General features: G+C 69.7%; 16 protein-coding genes and 1 rRNA gene. 6 read left to right on the forward strand and 11 right to left on the reverse strand.

The annotated features are described in order from the left end of the window. Positions 1–181 precede the first annotated feature (181 nt). Positions 182–1003: an NAD(P)-dependent oxidoreductase gene (locus AB0M47_RS37695; protein WP_363422747.1), complete on the forward strand. Its 822-nt coding sequence runs from the start codon at positions 182–184 to the stop codon at positions 1001–1003. Positions 1004–1034: 31 nt separating this feature from the next. Here AB0M47_RS37695 and AB0M47_RS37700 read toward each other — a convergent pair whose 3' ends face one another. The 6 genes from AB0M47_RS37700 to AB0M47_RS37725 all read right to left on the reverse strand — a co-directional run bounded on the left by AB0M47_RS37700 (position 1035) and on the right by AB0M47_RS37725 (position 5267). Then, a complete protein-coding gene (locus AB0M47_RS37700) occupies positions 1035–1193 on the reverse strand; it encodes a hypothetical protein (RefSeq protein ID WP_253758643.1) in 159 nt (52 codons plus the stop codon). Further along, positions 1190–1498, reverse strand: a complete 309-nt coding sequence (locus AB0M47_RS37705) for a DUF3618 domain-containing protein (protein ID WP_363422749.1) — start codon at positions 1496–1498, stop codon at positions 1190–1192. Before AB0M47_RS37705 ends, AB0M47_RS37700 begins: the two co-directional genes overlap by 4 nt. Further along, complete coding sequence (locus tag AB0M47_RS37710; protein WP_253758649.1) at positions 1495–1917, reverse strand: phage holin family protein; 423 nt, start codon at positions 1915–1917, stop codon at positions 1495–1497. The genes AB0M47_RS37705 and AB0M47_RS37710 overlap by 4 nt, the downstream gene beginning before the upstream one ends. Before the next feature lie 29 nt (positions 1918–1946). Further along, the gene (gene rlmB, locus AB0M47_RS37715) at positions 1947–3062 is read right to left on the reverse strand and encodes a 23S rRNA (guanosine(2251)-2'-O)-methyltransferase RlmB (RefSeq protein ID WP_363422752.1); all 1116 of its coding nucleotides are present in this window, start codon (positions 3060–3062) and stop codon (positions 1947–1949) included. Beyond that, a complete protein-coding gene (cysS, locus tag AB0M47_RS37720) occupies positions 3062–4480 on the reverse strand; it encodes a cysteine--tRNA ligase (protein WP_363422754.1) in 1419 nt (472 codons plus the stop codon). The genes rlmB and cysS overlap by 1 nt, the downstream gene beginning before the upstream one ends. Positions 4481–4607: 127 nt before the next feature. Next, complete coding sequence (locus tag AB0M47_RS37725; RefSeq protein ID WP_363422756.1) at positions 4608–5267, reverse strand: HAD family hydrolase; 660 nt, start codon at positions 5265–5267, stop codon at positions 4608–4610. 23 nt (positions 5268–5290) lie between these two features. On the opposite strand from AB0M47_RS37725, the gene AB0M47_RS37730 reads away from it, so the two are divergent. Further along, a complete protein-coding gene (locus AB0M47_RS37730) occupies positions 5291–5902 on the forward strand; it encodes a helix-turn-helix domain-containing protein (RefSeq protein WP_363422758.1) in 612 nt (203 codons plus the stop codon). Positions 5903–5960: 58 nt separating this feature from the next. On the opposite strand, the gene AB0M47_RS37735 is transcribed toward AB0M47_RS37730, so the two are convergent. The 3 genes from AB0M47_RS37735 to AB0M47_RS37745 all read right to left on the reverse strand — a co-directional run bounded on the left by AB0M47_RS37735 (position 5961) and on the right by AB0M47_RS37745 (position 9571). Then, positions 5961–7622, reverse strand: coding sequence for a fumarate hydratase (locus tag AB0M47_RS37735; protein WP_253758664.1), 1662 nt, complete (start codon positions 7620–7622; stop codon positions 5961–5963). A gap of 48 nt (positions 7623–7670) precedes the next feature. Continuing rightward, positions 7671–8984 carry a PQQ-binding-like beta-propeller repeat protein gene (locus AB0M47_RS37740; protein WP_363422760.1) on the reverse strand — a complete coding sequence of 438 codons (1314 nt, stop codon included), beginning with the start codon at positions 8982–8984 and terminating at the stop codon, positions 7671–7673. 104 nt (positions 8985–9088) lie between these two features. Continuing rightward, on the reverse strand, positions 9089–9571 hold the full coding sequence (locus tag AB0M47_RS37745) for an Lrp/AsnC family transcriptional regulator (RefSeq protein WP_363422762.1): 483 nt from the start codon (positions 9569–9571) through the stop codon (positions 9089–9091). A 101-nt stretch (positions 9572–9672) separates the two neighbouring features. Here AB0M47_RS37745 and hppD point away from each other — a divergent pair, with 101 nt between their 5' ends. The 4 genes from hppD to hisC all read left to right on the forward strand — a co-directional run bounded on the left by hppD (position 9673) and on the right by hisC (position 13568). Then, complete coding sequence (gene hppD / locus AB0M47_RS37750; protein ID WP_363422764.1) at positions 9673–10812, forward strand: 4-hydroxyphenylpyruvate dioxygenase; 1140 nt, start codon at positions 9673–9675, stop codon at positions 10810–10812. Between the two features lie 140 nt (positions 10813–10952). Next, positions 10953–11699, forward strand: coding sequence for an RDD family protein (locus tag AB0M47_RS37755; RefSeq protein ID WP_363422766.1), 747 nt, complete (start codon positions 10953–10955; stop codon positions 11697–11699). Between the two features lie 4 nt (positions 11700–11703). After that, the gene (locus AB0M47_RS37760) at positions 11704–12507 is read left to right on the forward strand and encodes an RDD family protein (protein WP_363422768.1); all 804 of its coding nucleotides are present in this window, start codon (positions 11704–11706) and stop codon (positions 12505–12507) included. A gap of 14 nt (positions 12508–12521) precedes the next feature. Further along, positions 12522–13568, forward strand: coding sequence for a histidinol-phosphate transaminase (gene hisC, locus AB0M47_RS37765; RefSeq protein WP_363422770.1), 1047 nt, complete (start codon positions 12522–12524; stop codon positions 13566–13568). Between the two features lie 7 nt (positions 13569–13575). On the opposite strand, the gene AB0M47_RS37770 is transcribed toward hisC, so the two are convergent. Further along, positions 13576–14862, reverse strand: a complete 1287-nt coding sequence (locus AB0M47_RS37770) for a PQQ-binding-like beta-propeller repeat protein (RefSeq protein WP_363422772.1) — start codon at positions 14860–14862, stop codon at positions 13576–13578. A 79-nt stretch (positions 14863–14941) separates the two neighbouring features. Continuing rightward, a 5S ribosomal RNA gene (rrf, locus tag AB0M47_RS37775) occupies positions 14942–15025 on the reverse strand; the annotation flags it as partial.

Genomic DNA, 15025 nt, shown 5'->3' on the forward strand with positions numbered 1-15025 from the left:
GCGGATCTTGGCCCAAGATCCGCGGCATATCCCTGATCCGCTGCCAAAGCAGGGCGAGCCGCCGCCGGAGCAAGGTGAGCTGCCGCCGGAGCAAGGTGAGCTGCCGCTAAAGCGGAATGGGCCGCTGTCCACATATGTGGATGCTGTTCAAGTACGGCGAACGTGCCCTATGCTGGGCGGCATGTCGCAGACCGTCGTGATCACCGGCGCGGCCGGCAAGGTCGGCCGCCTCCTCCGTCAGCGATTGGCCCGCCCCGGGCGAACGCTCCGGCTGGTCGACATCGTCCCGCCCGAGCCCGCCGCGCCCGGCGAGGACGCCGAGGTTTCCACCGGCACGCTCACGGACCTGGCCGCCGTGGAATCCGTGGTCGCCGGGGCCGACGTCGTCATTCACCTGGGCGGCCAGAGCCGGGAGTCCAGCATCTCCGACGTGCTGGAGAACAATGCTCTCGGGACGTACAACCTCTTCGAGGCCGTGCGGCGGGGCGGCGTAGGCCGAGTGATCTTCGCGTCGTCGAACCACGTGGCGGGTTTCCTCGACCGCGTCGACGCGCCGCCGGAGGGGTTCCCCGCCGACGCGCCCGGCCGCCCGGACACCCTCTACGGCTGGAGCAAGGTCGCCGGCGAGGCGATGGCCAGCCTGTACGCCGACCGGTACGGGATCGACGTGCTCTGCCCCCGGATCGGGATGTGCATGCCGCAGCCGACCGACGTCCGCTCGCTCGGGCTGTGGCTGTCGCCCGACGACGCGACGAGCATGTTCGAGGCCTGCCTCGCCGTGGAGTCGCCCGGGTTCCGCCGGCTCTGGGGCATCAGCCGGAACACCCGGCGCTTCCTGTCCCTGGCCGAGGGCGAAGCCCTGGGCTACATCCCGAAGGACGACTCCGAGGCCTACGCCGACGAGGTCGAGCGCGGCCGGCCGACGCCGGACTACGAGCACGACCTCGTCCTGCGTCGCATCGGCGGGCAGTGGTGCGACGTGCCGTTGGGCGAGTACTACTGAGGACTGCTGAGGACCAGCGAGTAGCCGAGTCCTACCCGGACAGTCCGGGCAGCGGAGCCGGCTGCGGTTCCGGGGCCGGCGGCTCGGGTTCCGGCTCCGGCTTCGGCAGCGGGGCCGGGTCCGGTACCGGGAACGGATCGGGCAGCGGATCGGGCCGCGTCGGGCTCAGCGGGTCGGGGATCACCATCACGAGTTCACCGCCTCACGGTTACGCCAGATCAGGACAGCGCCGACAGCGGCGAGTACGCCGATGCCGATCGCGGTGAGCTGTGTCCAGTGCGCCCGGACCGAGTCCGACGCTCGCTCCCGGGTCTCCTGGACGAAGTCGCCGGCACGGCTCTTCACGTCAGCCTTGGCCGCCAGCGCCCGGACGGTCTCGCCCAGGGCCTGCCGAGTCTGCGCGATCTCGCCGCTCAACTCCGCGACGCTCATCGGTTTCGGTTGACCGTCGTGCCTGGGCATGTCGTTGTGGGTGGGCATGTCGTGCGCGGTCATCGGGAGTTCCTCTCGCCGAAGGCCTCGTTCACCTGGTTGAGGTCGGCCCGTACGCTGTCGACCGTCTGGTTCGGGGTCAACGGCGTACCCCGTTTGACCTGGCCCCGGCCGAGGAGTGCCTCCACCCCGGCCACGATCAGCAGCACGACGCCGACAATCAGCGCGGCCAGCCAGCCCGGCATGACCAAGGCGAGCGCAAGTCCGGCCGCGACGAGCAGGGCGCCGACGGCGTAGAACACAGCCACGCCGGAGCCGGCGAACAGCCCGACGCCCAGACCGACGCGCTTGCCCTTTTCGGCCAGCTCGGTCCGGGCCAGCTGCATCTCCTGCCGAACGAGCGTGCTGATCTGCTCGGTCGCCTGGCGTACCAGGTCGGCCGTGGACTCCTCGGTGTGCGGCCGATGCCTGAGATCTGTCACCCGGTGTTGTTACCCCCGGATGAATCGGACTATTCCGTGCGACGCCGAGCGACCTCGGCCAGTGTCACCGCGGCGGCCACCGAAGCGTTCAGGGACTCCACCGTCGACGCCATCGGAATGCTCACTCGCAGGTCACAGGTGGCCCCGACGAGACGGGACAGCCCGCGCCCCTCCGAGCCGACCACGATCACGAGCGGGCCGACCGCCGCTTCCAGGTTGTAGAGGTCGGTTTCGCCGTCGGCGTCCAGTCCGACGACGGTGAACCCCTCCTGCTGGGCCTGCTTGAGCGCCCGGGTCAGGTTGGTGACCTGGGAGACCGGCACTCGGGCCGCCGCGCCCGCGCTGGTGCGCCAGGCGGTCGCGGTGATCCCGGAAGCCCGGCGTTCCGGCACGAACACCCCATGCGCTCCGAAAGCGGCGGCAGATCGGATGACCGCGCCCAGGTTGCGCGGGTCGGTCACCCCGTCCAGCGCCACCAGCAGCGGGGCCGTGGGCTGCTCCAGCGCCGCGTTCAGCAGATCTTCGAAGGGTTCGTACGCGAACGGCGGCACCTGGATTCCGATGCCCTGGTGCAGCACGCCGCCGGTCAGCCGGTCCAACTCCGCCCGGCTGACCTCGAGCAACGGGATGCCGCGATCGCCCGCTGTGCGTACCGACTCGGAAACCCGCTCGTCGATGTCGATGCCGAGGGCCACGTAGATCGCGGTGGCCGGGACGTGCGCGCGCAGCGCCTCGACCACCGGATTGCGCCCGACGAGCAGCTCGGGAGCGTCCTTCGGGGTGGCCGACCGGCGGCCGGGCGCGACCTTCGGGCCGCGCGAGACGGGAGTGCGGCTGGCGGTGCGCTTGACCGGGGCGCCCTTGCCGGTGCCGCTCTTGCCCCAGGTGGTGTCCTTCGAGCCGGGCTTGCCGATCTTGGGCGCGCGGCCTTCGGCCGCGGCCGCCTTGCGCTCCTTGTCCTGCTTCCACGCGGTCTTCGAGGGCAGCTTCTCGGTCCCCGAGTAGCCCTTGTGCCACGGGCGCTCGTCAGCGGGCAGGGTCTTGCCCCGGCCCTTGAGCGTGTCGCGGCCCTTGCCGCCCGACCCGCCCGGCGCGCCCTTCTTCGAGGTGGTACGCGCGTTGCGACGCTGGGAGTTGCCGGGCATTACTTGTCACTTCCGATCGTCCATCGCGGGCCGTGCGGGGTGTCCTCGACCTGGACGCCGGCCTGCTTGAGCTGGTCGCGGACCGCGTCTGCGGCGGCCCAGTCCTTGCGTTCGCGGGCGGCGGCCCGCTGCTGGAGAGCGAGCGCGACAAGCGCGTCCACAGTGGATCGCAGGCCGCCGCTCGCCGAATCGCCCTGCGCCCAGGCCGGGTCGAGCGGGTCGAGCCCGAGGACGCCGAGCATCGCGCGGACGCTCGCCAGCGCCCCGGCGGCCGCCTTCGTCTCGCCGGCCGCGAGCGCGGTGTTGCCTTCGCGCACCACGTCGTGGATCGCGGCGAACGCGGCCGACGTGTTCAGGTCGTCGTCCATCGCCTCGGCGAACTCGGCGCAGAACACCGACGGTTCGACCTCGCCCACGACCTCGGTCGCGCGCTGCATGAAGCCCTCGATCCGCTGGAAGCCGGTGGCCGCCTCGCGCAGCGATTCCTCGGAGTACTCGATGATCGACCGGTAGTGCGCCGCGCTGAGGTAGTAGCGCAGTTCGATCGGGCGTACGCCGAGTTGCTTGATCGCCTCGACGTCGAGCACGTTGCCGACGGACTTGGCCATCTTGCTGCCGCCCAGGTTGAGCATCGCGTTGTGCACCCAGTAGCGGGCGAACGGCAGCCCGGCCGACCGGGACTGGGCGATCTCGTTCTCGTGGTGCGGAAAGGAGATGTCCAGGCCGCCGCCGTGGAGGTCGAACTCGGCGCCCAGATAGCGCCAGGTCATCGCCGAGCACTCGATGTGCCAGCCCGGGCGGCCCCGGCCCCAAGGCGACGGCCAGTACGCGTTCTCCGGCTCGCCCGCCTTGACGCCCTTCCAGAGCGCGAAGTCACGGGGGTCCCGCTTGGACCGGTCCGGGGCGTCCCCGGCGGGCAGCATCTCGTCGACCCGTTGGCCGGAGAGCGCACCGTACTCGGGGTAGGTCTTGACGTCGAAGTAGACGTCGCCGGAACCGTCCTCGGCGGCGTACGCGTGACCGCGTTCGATCAGGATCTGGATGAGCTCGATCATCTCCGGGATGTGCCCGGTCGCCCGCGGCTCATACGTCGGCGCGGCGACGTTCAACGCCCGATACGCCGCTTCTAGGCGCACCTCGTTCGCGTACGCGATGGACCAGAACGGCTTGTCCTGCTCGACCGCCTTGGCCAGCACCTTGTCGTCGATGTCGGTGATGTTCCGGACATAGGTGACGGCCAGCCCGTTGTGGATCAGCCAGCGGCGCAGCACGTCGTTGTTGACGCCGGAGCGAAGGTGCCCGATGTGCGGCGGCGACTGCACGGTGAGACCACAGACATACATCGAAACCTTGCCGGGTACGCGCGGCACGAAGTCGCGCACCGACCGGGTTGCGGTGTCGAAGAGTCTCAGCGTCACCCGTCAAGGATAGTCAAAGCGCCCAGCGACAGCGGGACCGCACCACCCCGTCGGTCGATGCAGATCACGGTCATGCATGTGATCTTGGCGCGGAATCACATGCGTAACCGTGATCCGCATGAAGAAGTCAGGCGGCGTTCCAGCGAGAAAGCACCGCCGGAAGCTCGTCGAGCGAGTCGATCACGGCGTCCGGCACGACCGAGCCGGGTACGGGATCGCCGGCCCGGTTGAGCCACACCGTCCGCAGCCCGACCGCCGCCGCGCCGACCACGTCATGAGCGTACGTGTCGCCGACGTAGACGACCTCCGCCGGGTCGGCCTTCGCCGCGGCGAGCACCGCGTGGAAGAAGGCGGCGTCCGGCTTCTTCGGAACCCCGTTCTGCAGCGCGTAGATCTCGAACGCGAACGACCCGCCGAGACCGACCAGATCCGCCCGGCTGTTCGCGTTCGTGGCGTACCCGAGTTGGAAGTCGCTGCGCAGCTTGGCAAGCAGCTCGACGACGCCTGGATAGGGGCGGCTCTGGGCGTACCGGATCTCGAAGAACAGCGCCGCCATATCGTCCAGCCGCGCCTCCTGGCCGTAGCGGGCCAGCGACTGCCGCATCGCGGCGGTCCGGATGTCGCGCGCCGGCAGCTCTGGCGTCGCCGCCCAGTGCGCGGAGGCGTCGGCCCGCAACACTTCCACCGGAACTCCGGTCTCCGCCGTGACGGCGGCCAGTCCGGCCAGCACGGCGGGCAGCAGGTCGACGAGGGTGTAGTCGGCGTCGAACGCCACCGTCGTGATCACCGGACCAACGTACTCTGTGCGCCATGGACACCGCTCAGACGCTCGATCGTGGGCTGCGCCTGCTCACCCTGGTCGCGGACAGCCCGGCCGGGGTCACCGTGACCGAGGCGGCCAACCGGCTGAACGTCGGGCGCGCGGTCGTCTATCGGCTCGCCGCCACCCTCGGCGAGCACAGCATGGTACGCCGGGACTCGGCCGGTCGACTCCTGCCGGGGATCGGCCTGATCCACCTGGCTCGGCGAGCACAACCGCTGCTGGCCGACGCCGCTCTGCCCGCTCTGCGTACGCTCGCCGAGCAGGTCGGCGCGACGGCGCATCTCACCCTGGCCGACGGGGCCGAAGCAGTGGCCGTCGCCGTGGTGGAACCGAGTTCCACGATGTTCCACGTGGCGTACCGGGTCGGCTCCCGGCATCCCCTCGATCGGGGCGCGGCCGGGAAGGCCATCGTCACCGGCGAGCTGAGCCGCTCGGCGGGCGAGTTGCAGCCGGGCGCGTTCGGGCTGGCCGCCCCGGTGCTCGGCGTCGAAGGCATCTCGGCCAGCGTCGGCGTGGTGTCGCTAGGGGAGCTGGACCCCGCCGCCGTACGCGAACCCCTGCTCACCGCCGCCGCCGCGATCGCCCAAGCCCTCAGCTGAGCCCGCTGAGCCCAGCTCAGCCCACCGAACTGGTCCCAGCCGAGCTACGCAAGGCGACTCAGCGACGGCCGATGGTGAGCACCGGCTGCGACGTCGCGGCGTAGAAGTCGTTGCCCTTGTCGTCGACGACGATGAACGCGGGGAAGTCCTCGACCTCGATCTTCCACACCGCTTCCATGCCGAGTTCGGCGTACTCCAGGACCTCGACGTGCTTGATGCAGTCGGCGGCCAGGCGCGCGGCCGGTCCGCCGATCGAGCCGAGGTAGAAGCCGCCGAACTTGGCACACGCGTCGGTGACCTGCTGCGACCGGTTGCCCTTGGCCAGCATCACGTAGGAGCCGCCGGCCTCCTGGAACTTGGCCACATAGGAGTCCATCCGGCCGGCCGTGGTCGGGCCGAACGAGCCGGAGGCGTACCCCTCGGGCGTCTTCGCCGGTCCGGCGTAATAGACGGCGTGGTCGCGCAGGTATTGCGGGAGCGGCTCACCGGCGTCGAGGCGCTCGGCGATCTTCGCGTGGGCGATGTCGCGGGCGACGACGAGCGGGCCGTTCAGCGAGAGCCGGGTCTTCACCGGGTACTGCGCCAGGGTCTTGCGGATCTCCGACATCGGCTGGTTGAGGTCGACGTGGACGACCTCTTCACTGACGTCCTCCGCCGTGGTGTGCGGCAGGAACCTGGCCGGGTCCGTCTCCAGACGCTCCAGCCAGACGCCCGACGGCGTGATCTTCGCGACCGCCTGACGATCGGCCGAGCACGAGACGGCGATCGCGACCGGGCACGAGGCGCCGTGGCGGGGCAGCCGGACGACGCGTACGTCGTGGCAGAAGTAGCGGCCGCCGAACTGCGCGCCGATCCCGAAGTTCCGGGTCAGCTCCAGCACTTCGGCTTCGAGTTCGACGTCACGGAACCCGTGCGCCAGCATCGATCCCGAGGTGGGCAGCCCGTCGAGGTACTTCGCCGAGGCCAGCTTGGCGGTCTTGAGGGCGTGCTCGCCGCTGGTGCCGCCGATGACGACGGCCAGGTGGTAGGGCGGGCAGGCGCTGGTCCCGATGGCGCGCAGCTTCTCCTCGAGGAACTGCATCATCCGCGTCGGGTTGAGCAGGGCCTTGGTCTCCTGGAACAGGTACGACTTGTTCGCCGAACCGCCGCCCTTGGCCATGAACAGGAACTTGTACGCGTCAGGGTGCCCGTCGGGGTCCTCGGCGAAGATCTCGATCTGCGCGGGCAGGTTGCTGCCGGTGTTGCGTTCCTCCCACATGGACAGTGGGGCGAGCTGCGAGTACCGCAGGTTCAGCTTGGTGTACGCCTCGAAGACGCCGCGCGCGATGGCAGGCTCGTCGGCGCCGTCGGTGAGAACGTGGCGGCCGCGCTTGCCCATGACGATCGCGGTGCCGGTGTCCTGGCACATCGGCAGTACGCCGCCGGCCGCGATGTTCGCGTTGCGCAGCAGGTCCAGGGCGACGAACCGGTCGTTCGGCGAAGCCTGCGGGTCGTCGAGGATCGACCGCAGCTGGGTCAGGTGTGCCGGGCGCAGGAAATGGGCGATGTCGTGCATCGCCTCCGCGGTCAGCTGGGTGAGCACCGCCGGCTCCACGGTGAGGAAGTCGCGCCCGCCCGGACCGCGGACCACGTCCACACCCTCGTCCGTGATCAGCCGATACTCGGTCGCGTCAGGCGCCAGTGGCAGCAGCGGCGCGTACCCAAACTCCCCGGAACTCATGAACATGAGAGTACCTACCCGCCAGTCGCCTCCAGCGGGAGCGGTGCCTCACGGCTGGACGCTCGGGAACGCCAGCAGGCCGAGATCCCGCCGGTCGCCCAGCAACAGCCCCTGCGGCAGCAGGGTCAACACCTTCGCGTCGCTCGCGGCCTCGACGACCGGCTGCCCGCTGTCCGGCGCCAGCACCCGGATCCGGTCGGGCTTCCGATCGAAGACCACGATATGGGTACGCGTGACGGCCACGCTCGCCTTGGGGTCGGCCTTCCGGCTCCACAACACGTCGGACTCGCCCAACTGGTACGCCGTGAGCGTCTTGCCGTCCTTCGACCGCACCACTGCGCGTACCCCATCGCTTGCGATGATCTTCGCGCCCGCCGGGGCGACCAGCAGCTGGCGGCCGTCGGCCGCGTCGAGCATGACCTGGCGCCCGTCGGGCCGGGTGGCGAGCAGCGCGGATCCGGCGCCGCGCGGCTCGGACCGCTGATCGCAGGCCGCGCCGGAGATGGTGCCGAGGTTGAACCCGTCGAGCCGCCAGACGACCCGGTTGGTGTTCGGATCGCGGGCGACGAGGTGTTGTTCGCAGCCGCCCGAGATCGGTTTGGCCTCGCTGTGCAGCACCCGGCCGCCGGCGAGATAGATGCGCTCGTTCTTCGCGTTCTTGAGCACGTTGACCACCTCCCCGGTACGCGTGTCGACGAGGTGGATCTCGTCGTCGATCGGGAAGCCGAGGTAGCGGGGCATGCGGCTCAGCCCGGCGATCGAGCCGTCGGCCTGGTCGACCTCGAACGGGCGCAGGCCGGGCAGGTCCGGGTTGTCGGCGAAGAGCACGAACCCGACGCCGGGCAGGTCGGCCCGCCATTTCTCGTCACCGCTGGCCGGCTCCCGGGCGGTGAGGACGCAGTCCTGCGAGTTGCGGCAGGTGACGTCGATCATCGCGTCGGAGAAGGTCCAGACCGCCGCGGCCTTGTCGTTCTTGCGCAGCTGGTTGCCGGTACGCGGATCGAGCACGCGGTAGCCCTTGACGAGGAACTTGCCGGTGACCACGACGGTACGCCCGGTCGAGCCGGCCAGCGCCGTCCAGTCGGCCTCCTGCTGCCAGAGGTGCGCACCGTTGGTGAGCGACCGCCCTTCGACGGATTCGCGCTGCTCGACGATGACCGTGCCGTCGCCGTTGAGCACGTGGACCGGTACGCCGCCGAGGCGCTCCTGCCATTTCGGCGCGGGGTCGGCGAGCGTGGCCGAGGTGTTGATCCAGTTCCAGATGCCGGGGAAGGGATTCCAGACGCCGGTGCTCACCAGGATGATCAGCACAAGGAGACCGGCGACGAGCCAGCCCGAAGCGGTCGACCTCCCCTTGGCCACGCGGACACGGTATCCGCCACCAGCCCGTTGATCATGAAGTTAACCGTTGACTCGACGGCGTGTCGCCACCGGACAGTCCATGATCAACGTGATATTGGGGCGAATCACCCAGTTACTGCGGCCGCCGCTTCGACGAGCGGCAGGACCCGATAGGGGATCTGCTCGGCGAGCGCGATGATCGTCGAGGCGCGGACGATGGCGTGATAGCCCACGATCCCGTCGATCACCCGCTGCAGATCGGCGTTCGATCGGGCCACGACCCGGCAGACGAGGTCGCCCGATCCGGTGATCGTGTGCACCTCCAGGACCTCCGGGATGGCGACAAGATGTTCAGCCACCGCGTCGTGTCCCCGGCTCTGCCGGATCTCCAGCGTGACGAAGGCGGTGACGGCGTACCCGAGGGCGGCGGGATCGAGTTGCGGCCCGAATCCGGTGATCACGCCCCGCGCTTGCAGGCGGTCGAGCCGTGCCTGCACGGTGCCCCGGGCGACCGCCAGGCGACGGGCGCACTCCAGTACGCCGATCCGCGGCTCCTCGTTCAACAGCCGGATCAGCCGGGCATCCAGAGCATCGACCTCGCTAGGCATCTTGTCCACCTACTCATCGGCTCAGCGATACAGATTGCACAACTTGACTAGTGATCACCGTACTGGTTGCCCATCCGGTCGGTGTGACGCAGGCTACCCCCATGAGCACGCAGACCATCCCGGCCGCCCACGAGGCCGCCGATGAGCAGGACGTCTTCCCCGTCAAAGCGGTCGACCACGTCGCGTTCCTCGTCGGCAACGCCAAGCAGGCCGCGCACTATTACTCGACCGCCTTCGGGATGACCCTGGTCGCCTACCGCGGCCCCGAGCAGGGCTACCGCGACTACGCCGAGTACGTGCTGGTCAGCGGCTCAGCCCGGTTCGTGCTGCGGGGTGCGGTGCACGCCGCCGCCCCGGGCGCCGACCACCACGCCAAGCACGGCGACGGCGTCGTGGACATCGCGCTGGAGGTGCCGGACGTCGACGCCGCGTACGCCCACGCGACCGCCAGCGGCGCGACCGGTCTCACGGAGCCCACCACCGTCGAGGACGAGCACGGCTCGGTCCGGTACGCCGCCGTCGCGGCCTACGGCGACACCCGCCACACGCTGGTCGACCGGTCGAACTACACCGGCCCGTTCCTGCCCGGGTTCATCGAGCGAGCCCCGATCGTGGCCCCCGGCAAGCGCCGGTTCCAGGCGGTCGACCACGTCGTCGGCAACGTCGAACTGGGCAAGATGGACGAGTGGGTGGAGTTCTACCACAAGGTCATGGGCTTCACGAACATGGCGGAGTTCATCGGCGACGACATCGCGACCGACTACTCGGCGCTCATGTCGAAGGTGGTCGCGAACGGTACGCGCAAGGTCAAGTTCCCGCTCAATGAACCGGCCGTCGGCAAGCGCAAGTCGCAGATCGACGAGTACCTGGAGTTCTACGGCGGCCCCGGCGCGCAGCACATCGCGCTGGCCACCAACGACATCCTGGCGAGCGTGGACGCCATGGCCGCGGCCGGCGTCGAGTTCCTGGCCACCCCGGACTCCTACTACGACGACCCGGAGCTGCGCGAGCGCATCGGCGTCGTCCGGGTCCCGATCGAGGAGCTGAAGGCGCGCCGCATCCTGGTCGACCGGGACGAGGACGGCTACCTGCTGCAGATCTTCACCAAGCCGGTCCAGGACCGCCCGACCGTGTTCTTCGAGCTGATCGAGCGGCACGGCTCGCTCGGCTTCGGCAAGGGCAACTTCAAGGCCCTGTTCGAGGCGATCGAGCGCGAGCAAGAGGTCCGCGGAAACCTCTGACCGCCCTTCCGTGGACGCTCTCCGATAGACGCCGGATCAGGGATCTCGGTCGAATCTTTCCGCAAGATTCGCCTTAGATCCCTGATCCCGGGCGAAACAGGCGACGGCATCGGTGGTCGCGCCGTGACAGGATGTCTGCCGTGACCGGACCCACATCGTCGCCGCCCGCTGAGCCCGCACCCGAAGCGGCCACACCTGAACCGGCCGTGCCGGCCCAGCCCGGCGCGCCAGCTCAGCCGGCTGCCCCGCCCGGGGTGCCGGCAGGCGGGTACGCGGTGCCCCAGCAGGCCCACCCCGGATACCCCCATCCCGGGTACGCGCCGCCGCCCGGCTACCCGAGACCGGTCTATCTGCAGCCACCGCCGCTGGCGCCCAACGGGCAGCCGCTGGCCGACTTCTTCAGCCGCCTGGGTGCGTACCTGATCGACGCGCTCATCATGGGGGCGATCGGCACGGCCTTCGCGATCCCGCTGCTGATCTGGTGGGTCTACGCCTTCGTCACCGAGGTCAACACGCTCCAGACCTCCGCCGATGGGACCGTCGAGCTGGACGGCTCGGAGTTCACCAGCCTGATCTGGGGCTACCTGGCGATCTTCGGCGCCCTCCTGATCGTGAACCTGATCGTCTCCTACCTCTACCTGGTGGAGTTCACCTGGCGGTCGGGGCAGACGATCGGCAAGAAGGTGGTCAAGCTTAAGATCGTTCCGGTGGACCCGGCCACCGAGCGTACGCGCGGCATGCTCGCCAAGCGCTGGCTGGTCGAACACGGTGCCGCACTCGTTCCGGGCTTCTCATACCTCGACGGGCTGTGGCAGCTCTGGGACAAGCCGCTTCAGCAATGCCTGCACGACAAGGCCGCCCGCACCGTCGTAGTGAAGATCGGTTGATGAGATGTCCGTAGCTCCCGGGTGGTACCCCGATCCCGCCGATCCCGACACGACCCGTTACTGGGACGGCGAAGGATGGGCCGACCAGCAGACGGAAGACCCGGCGACGCCGGCGGGCACGGCGCAGCCGGTCGAGGCCGCGGTCGCGCCGCCGCCTGTCACGTTCCCCGGCCAGCAGCCGCCCGGTAGCCCGCCGCACGGCCCGTACGCGCCCGTGAAGCCGCCATGGTGGCCCGAGGACATCGCGTTCCCGCCGACCGGCCCGGTGACGCCGCACGGTCTCGCGCTCGCCTCGCCCGGCCGCCGGCTCGCCGCCCGCGCCATCGACCTCGGCGCGCTGCTCGTCCTGAACCTGATCTTCAACGGCTACTTCCTCTTCCAGTGGATCATGGAGTCGGCCACACTGGGCCAGGAGTGGCTGCGCTCGGGCGAACTGGACCCCCAGTCCTGGAGCAAGGTCGGCGAACTCGGCCTGATCATCTCCCTGATCGCGTACGCCCTCTGGTTCGCGTATGAGGTGCCGGTGACCCACAGCCGGGGTCAGACGCTCGGCAAAATGGCGCTCGGCCTGCGGGTCATCCCCTGGGAGAGCACCGAACGGCTGCCGTTCGGCCGCTCCTTCCGGCGCTGGTCGCTGTTCGGCTACCCGTTCCTGCTCTACGTCTGCTGCGGCGTCTTCGGGTTCGTCCTGCCGATCATCGACAACTTCTTCGTCGCGACCGACTCGGTCCTCCGGCTGGCCTGGCACGACCGGCTGGCCCGCACCTTCGTGGTGCGTATCCCCGATCGCAAGGCACCATTGAACTGAAGGAGGAGGCCGCGATGAATCTCACCCGTGCCGACCTGGCCGCGCTGCCGAGCTACGTCCCCGGGCGGACGGTGCCGGGCTCGATCAAGCTCGCCAGCAACGAGGTCCCCTACGGCCCGCTGCCCGGTGTCGTCGAGGCGATCGTCGAGGCCGCCCAGGGCGTACACCGCTACCCGGACCTCGGCGTCGTCGCGCTCCGCGAGAAGCTCTCGGCCCGCCTCGGCGTCGCGGTCGACCGGATCGCCGCCGGCTGCGGCTCCGTCGCCATGACGGAACACATCATGCGGGCCACCTGCCTGCCCGGCGACGAGGTCGTCTACTCGTGGCGGTCCTTCGAGGCGTACCCGATCATCGCGGCCACGACCGGCGCCACGTCGGTCCGCGTGCCCAACACCGCGACTCACGAGCACGACCTGCCCGCCATGGCGGCCGCGGTCACGTCGCGGACCAAGCTGGTCATCGTCTGCAACCCCAACAATCCGACTGGTACGCCGATCAGGCGGGCCGAGCTCCGCGAGTTCCTGGACGCAGTGGGCCCCGAGGTCGTCGTCGTCCTGGACGAGGCGTACCGGGAGTTCGTGACCGACGCGGACGTGCCGGACGGTTTGGCGGAGTTCGGCGACCGGCCCAACGTGGTCGTGCTGCGTACGCTGTCCAAGGCGTGGGGCCTGGCCGGATTGCGCGCGGGATACCTGGTGGCGCAGCCGGAGGTAGCCGAGGCGGTCCGCAAGGTCATCACCCCGTTCTCGACCAACATCGCCGCCCAGGCCGCCGCGCTCGCGGCGCTCGACCAGGAGGAGGAGATGGCCCGTCGGGCCGCCCTCGTCGTCGCCGAGCGCTCTCGGGTCCGGGACGCGCTGCTCCAGCTGGGTCAGGACGTTCCCGAGTCGCAGGCGAACTTCGTCTGGCTGCCGCTGGGCGACGGGTCGACGGCGTTCGCCGAGACGTGCGAGCAGGCCGGCGTGATCGTCCGCCCGTTCGCCGGCGACGGTGTCCGGGTGACCATCGGTACGCCCGAGGAGAACGACACCTTCCTCAACGCCGCCGAAAAGGCCTTCTAGCCGCCCGTCAGCTCGCGGCCAGCAACACCGGCCGGTTGGTGAAGTAGTACTCGTCGTCGGTCTCGGCCTGCGCGGCGGTCATGGTCAGGCGCTCGATCGCCACGTAGACCCCGCTCGCGTAGACCGGGCCGACGGCGTACTGCTGTTTCGGGTCGTGATCCATGATCACGGAGATCCGGGTCAGCTCGTTACCCGTGGTCGGGTCGACGGCGATCAGCGTCCGGGCCCGGGTCAGCAGCAGAATCCGATCCGGGGTCGTCGCGATGATCTGGGCGTCGGAGGGGTCCGCCCCGACCGCGCTCCAGGTCCACCGGACCGCGCCCGTGACGGGGTCCTTACCGGTCAGCGCTCTCGTGTCCGCGGTATTGCCGAGCGGGGCGTCGACCGCGGTCGTGCCGGCCAGCCAAGCGCTCTCACCCTTGAGGCCCGCAGCCGCCCTGGGCGTACCGTCTGCCCAGATCCAGGCCGCGTTCTGCGTACGCACCCCGCCGCACTCGGAGACGCCGACGCGACAGCCGAGCGGAGTGACCGGCTGCGTGGCCGTCTTCGTCACCGTGATCGGCAGATCGGTCGGCGTACCGGTGCTGAGGTCATAGCGGCGCAGCACCGTCGGGGTGTCACACCGATCGGGGACGACCACCTCGTTGCGGACAGTGAACGCGAGCGCGGCGCAGCCGGTGTCCGGCGTACTCCACAGCCGGGCACCGGAGGCAGCGTCCGTGGCGGTGAGACCGTCCTTGGCCGTCACCACGACGCCCCTGCCGGCCGTCGTCACCCCCGTGAGCAACCCCGCAGGCGTCCAGACGACCGCAGACCCGGTACGCCGACCGGGGTACTCCGTCCCGAGCACCGCGCCATCGGACTCCCAGGCGACCTGCCCGGTCCGGGCGTCGATCGCGATGAGCTTGCCGTCCGACCAGCTCCCCACGACCACCGGTACGCCCGACGTCGACTCCGTCGGCGGATGCACCAACCCGATGAGCTGCTGCGGCCACCGCCGATACGACCAGAACGGGCTCGTCTCATAACGGTACGCCGGATGGTCGTCGGCCTGGATCTGCCGCTTGGCGGCGTACACCCGGAGGTGTTCGTCGACGATCAGCGGGCTGTTGATGAGCGCACCGAGCGCACCGGCCGACGGAGTGACCGAAGGACTCGGATACGCCGTCCCCGCCGTCGTGACGACCTCTGCCGGCCCCAGTACGCGCCACACGACGGCACCGGAGGCGGCCAGGGTCACGACGCCGAGTGCCGCCCACAACGCGTACTTCTTCCAGCCCGTGATTCGGCGCATGATCGGCATTCTAAGCGGCGTGGGAAAACGCAAATACAATAAGGCCCTCCACCGAAGTGGAGGGCCTTATTGAAAGTTTGTCCGGCGGTGTCCTACTCTCCCACACCGTCCCCGGTGCAGTACCATCGGCGCTGGAGGGCTTAGCTTCCGGGTTCGGAATGTA

Origin of the sequence: Hamadaea sp. NPDC051192, from assembly GCF_040682475.1 — a bacterium.
Classification (GTDB): Bacteria; Actinomycetota; Actinomycetes; order Mycobacteriales; family Micromonosporaceae; genus Hamadaea; species Hamadaea flava.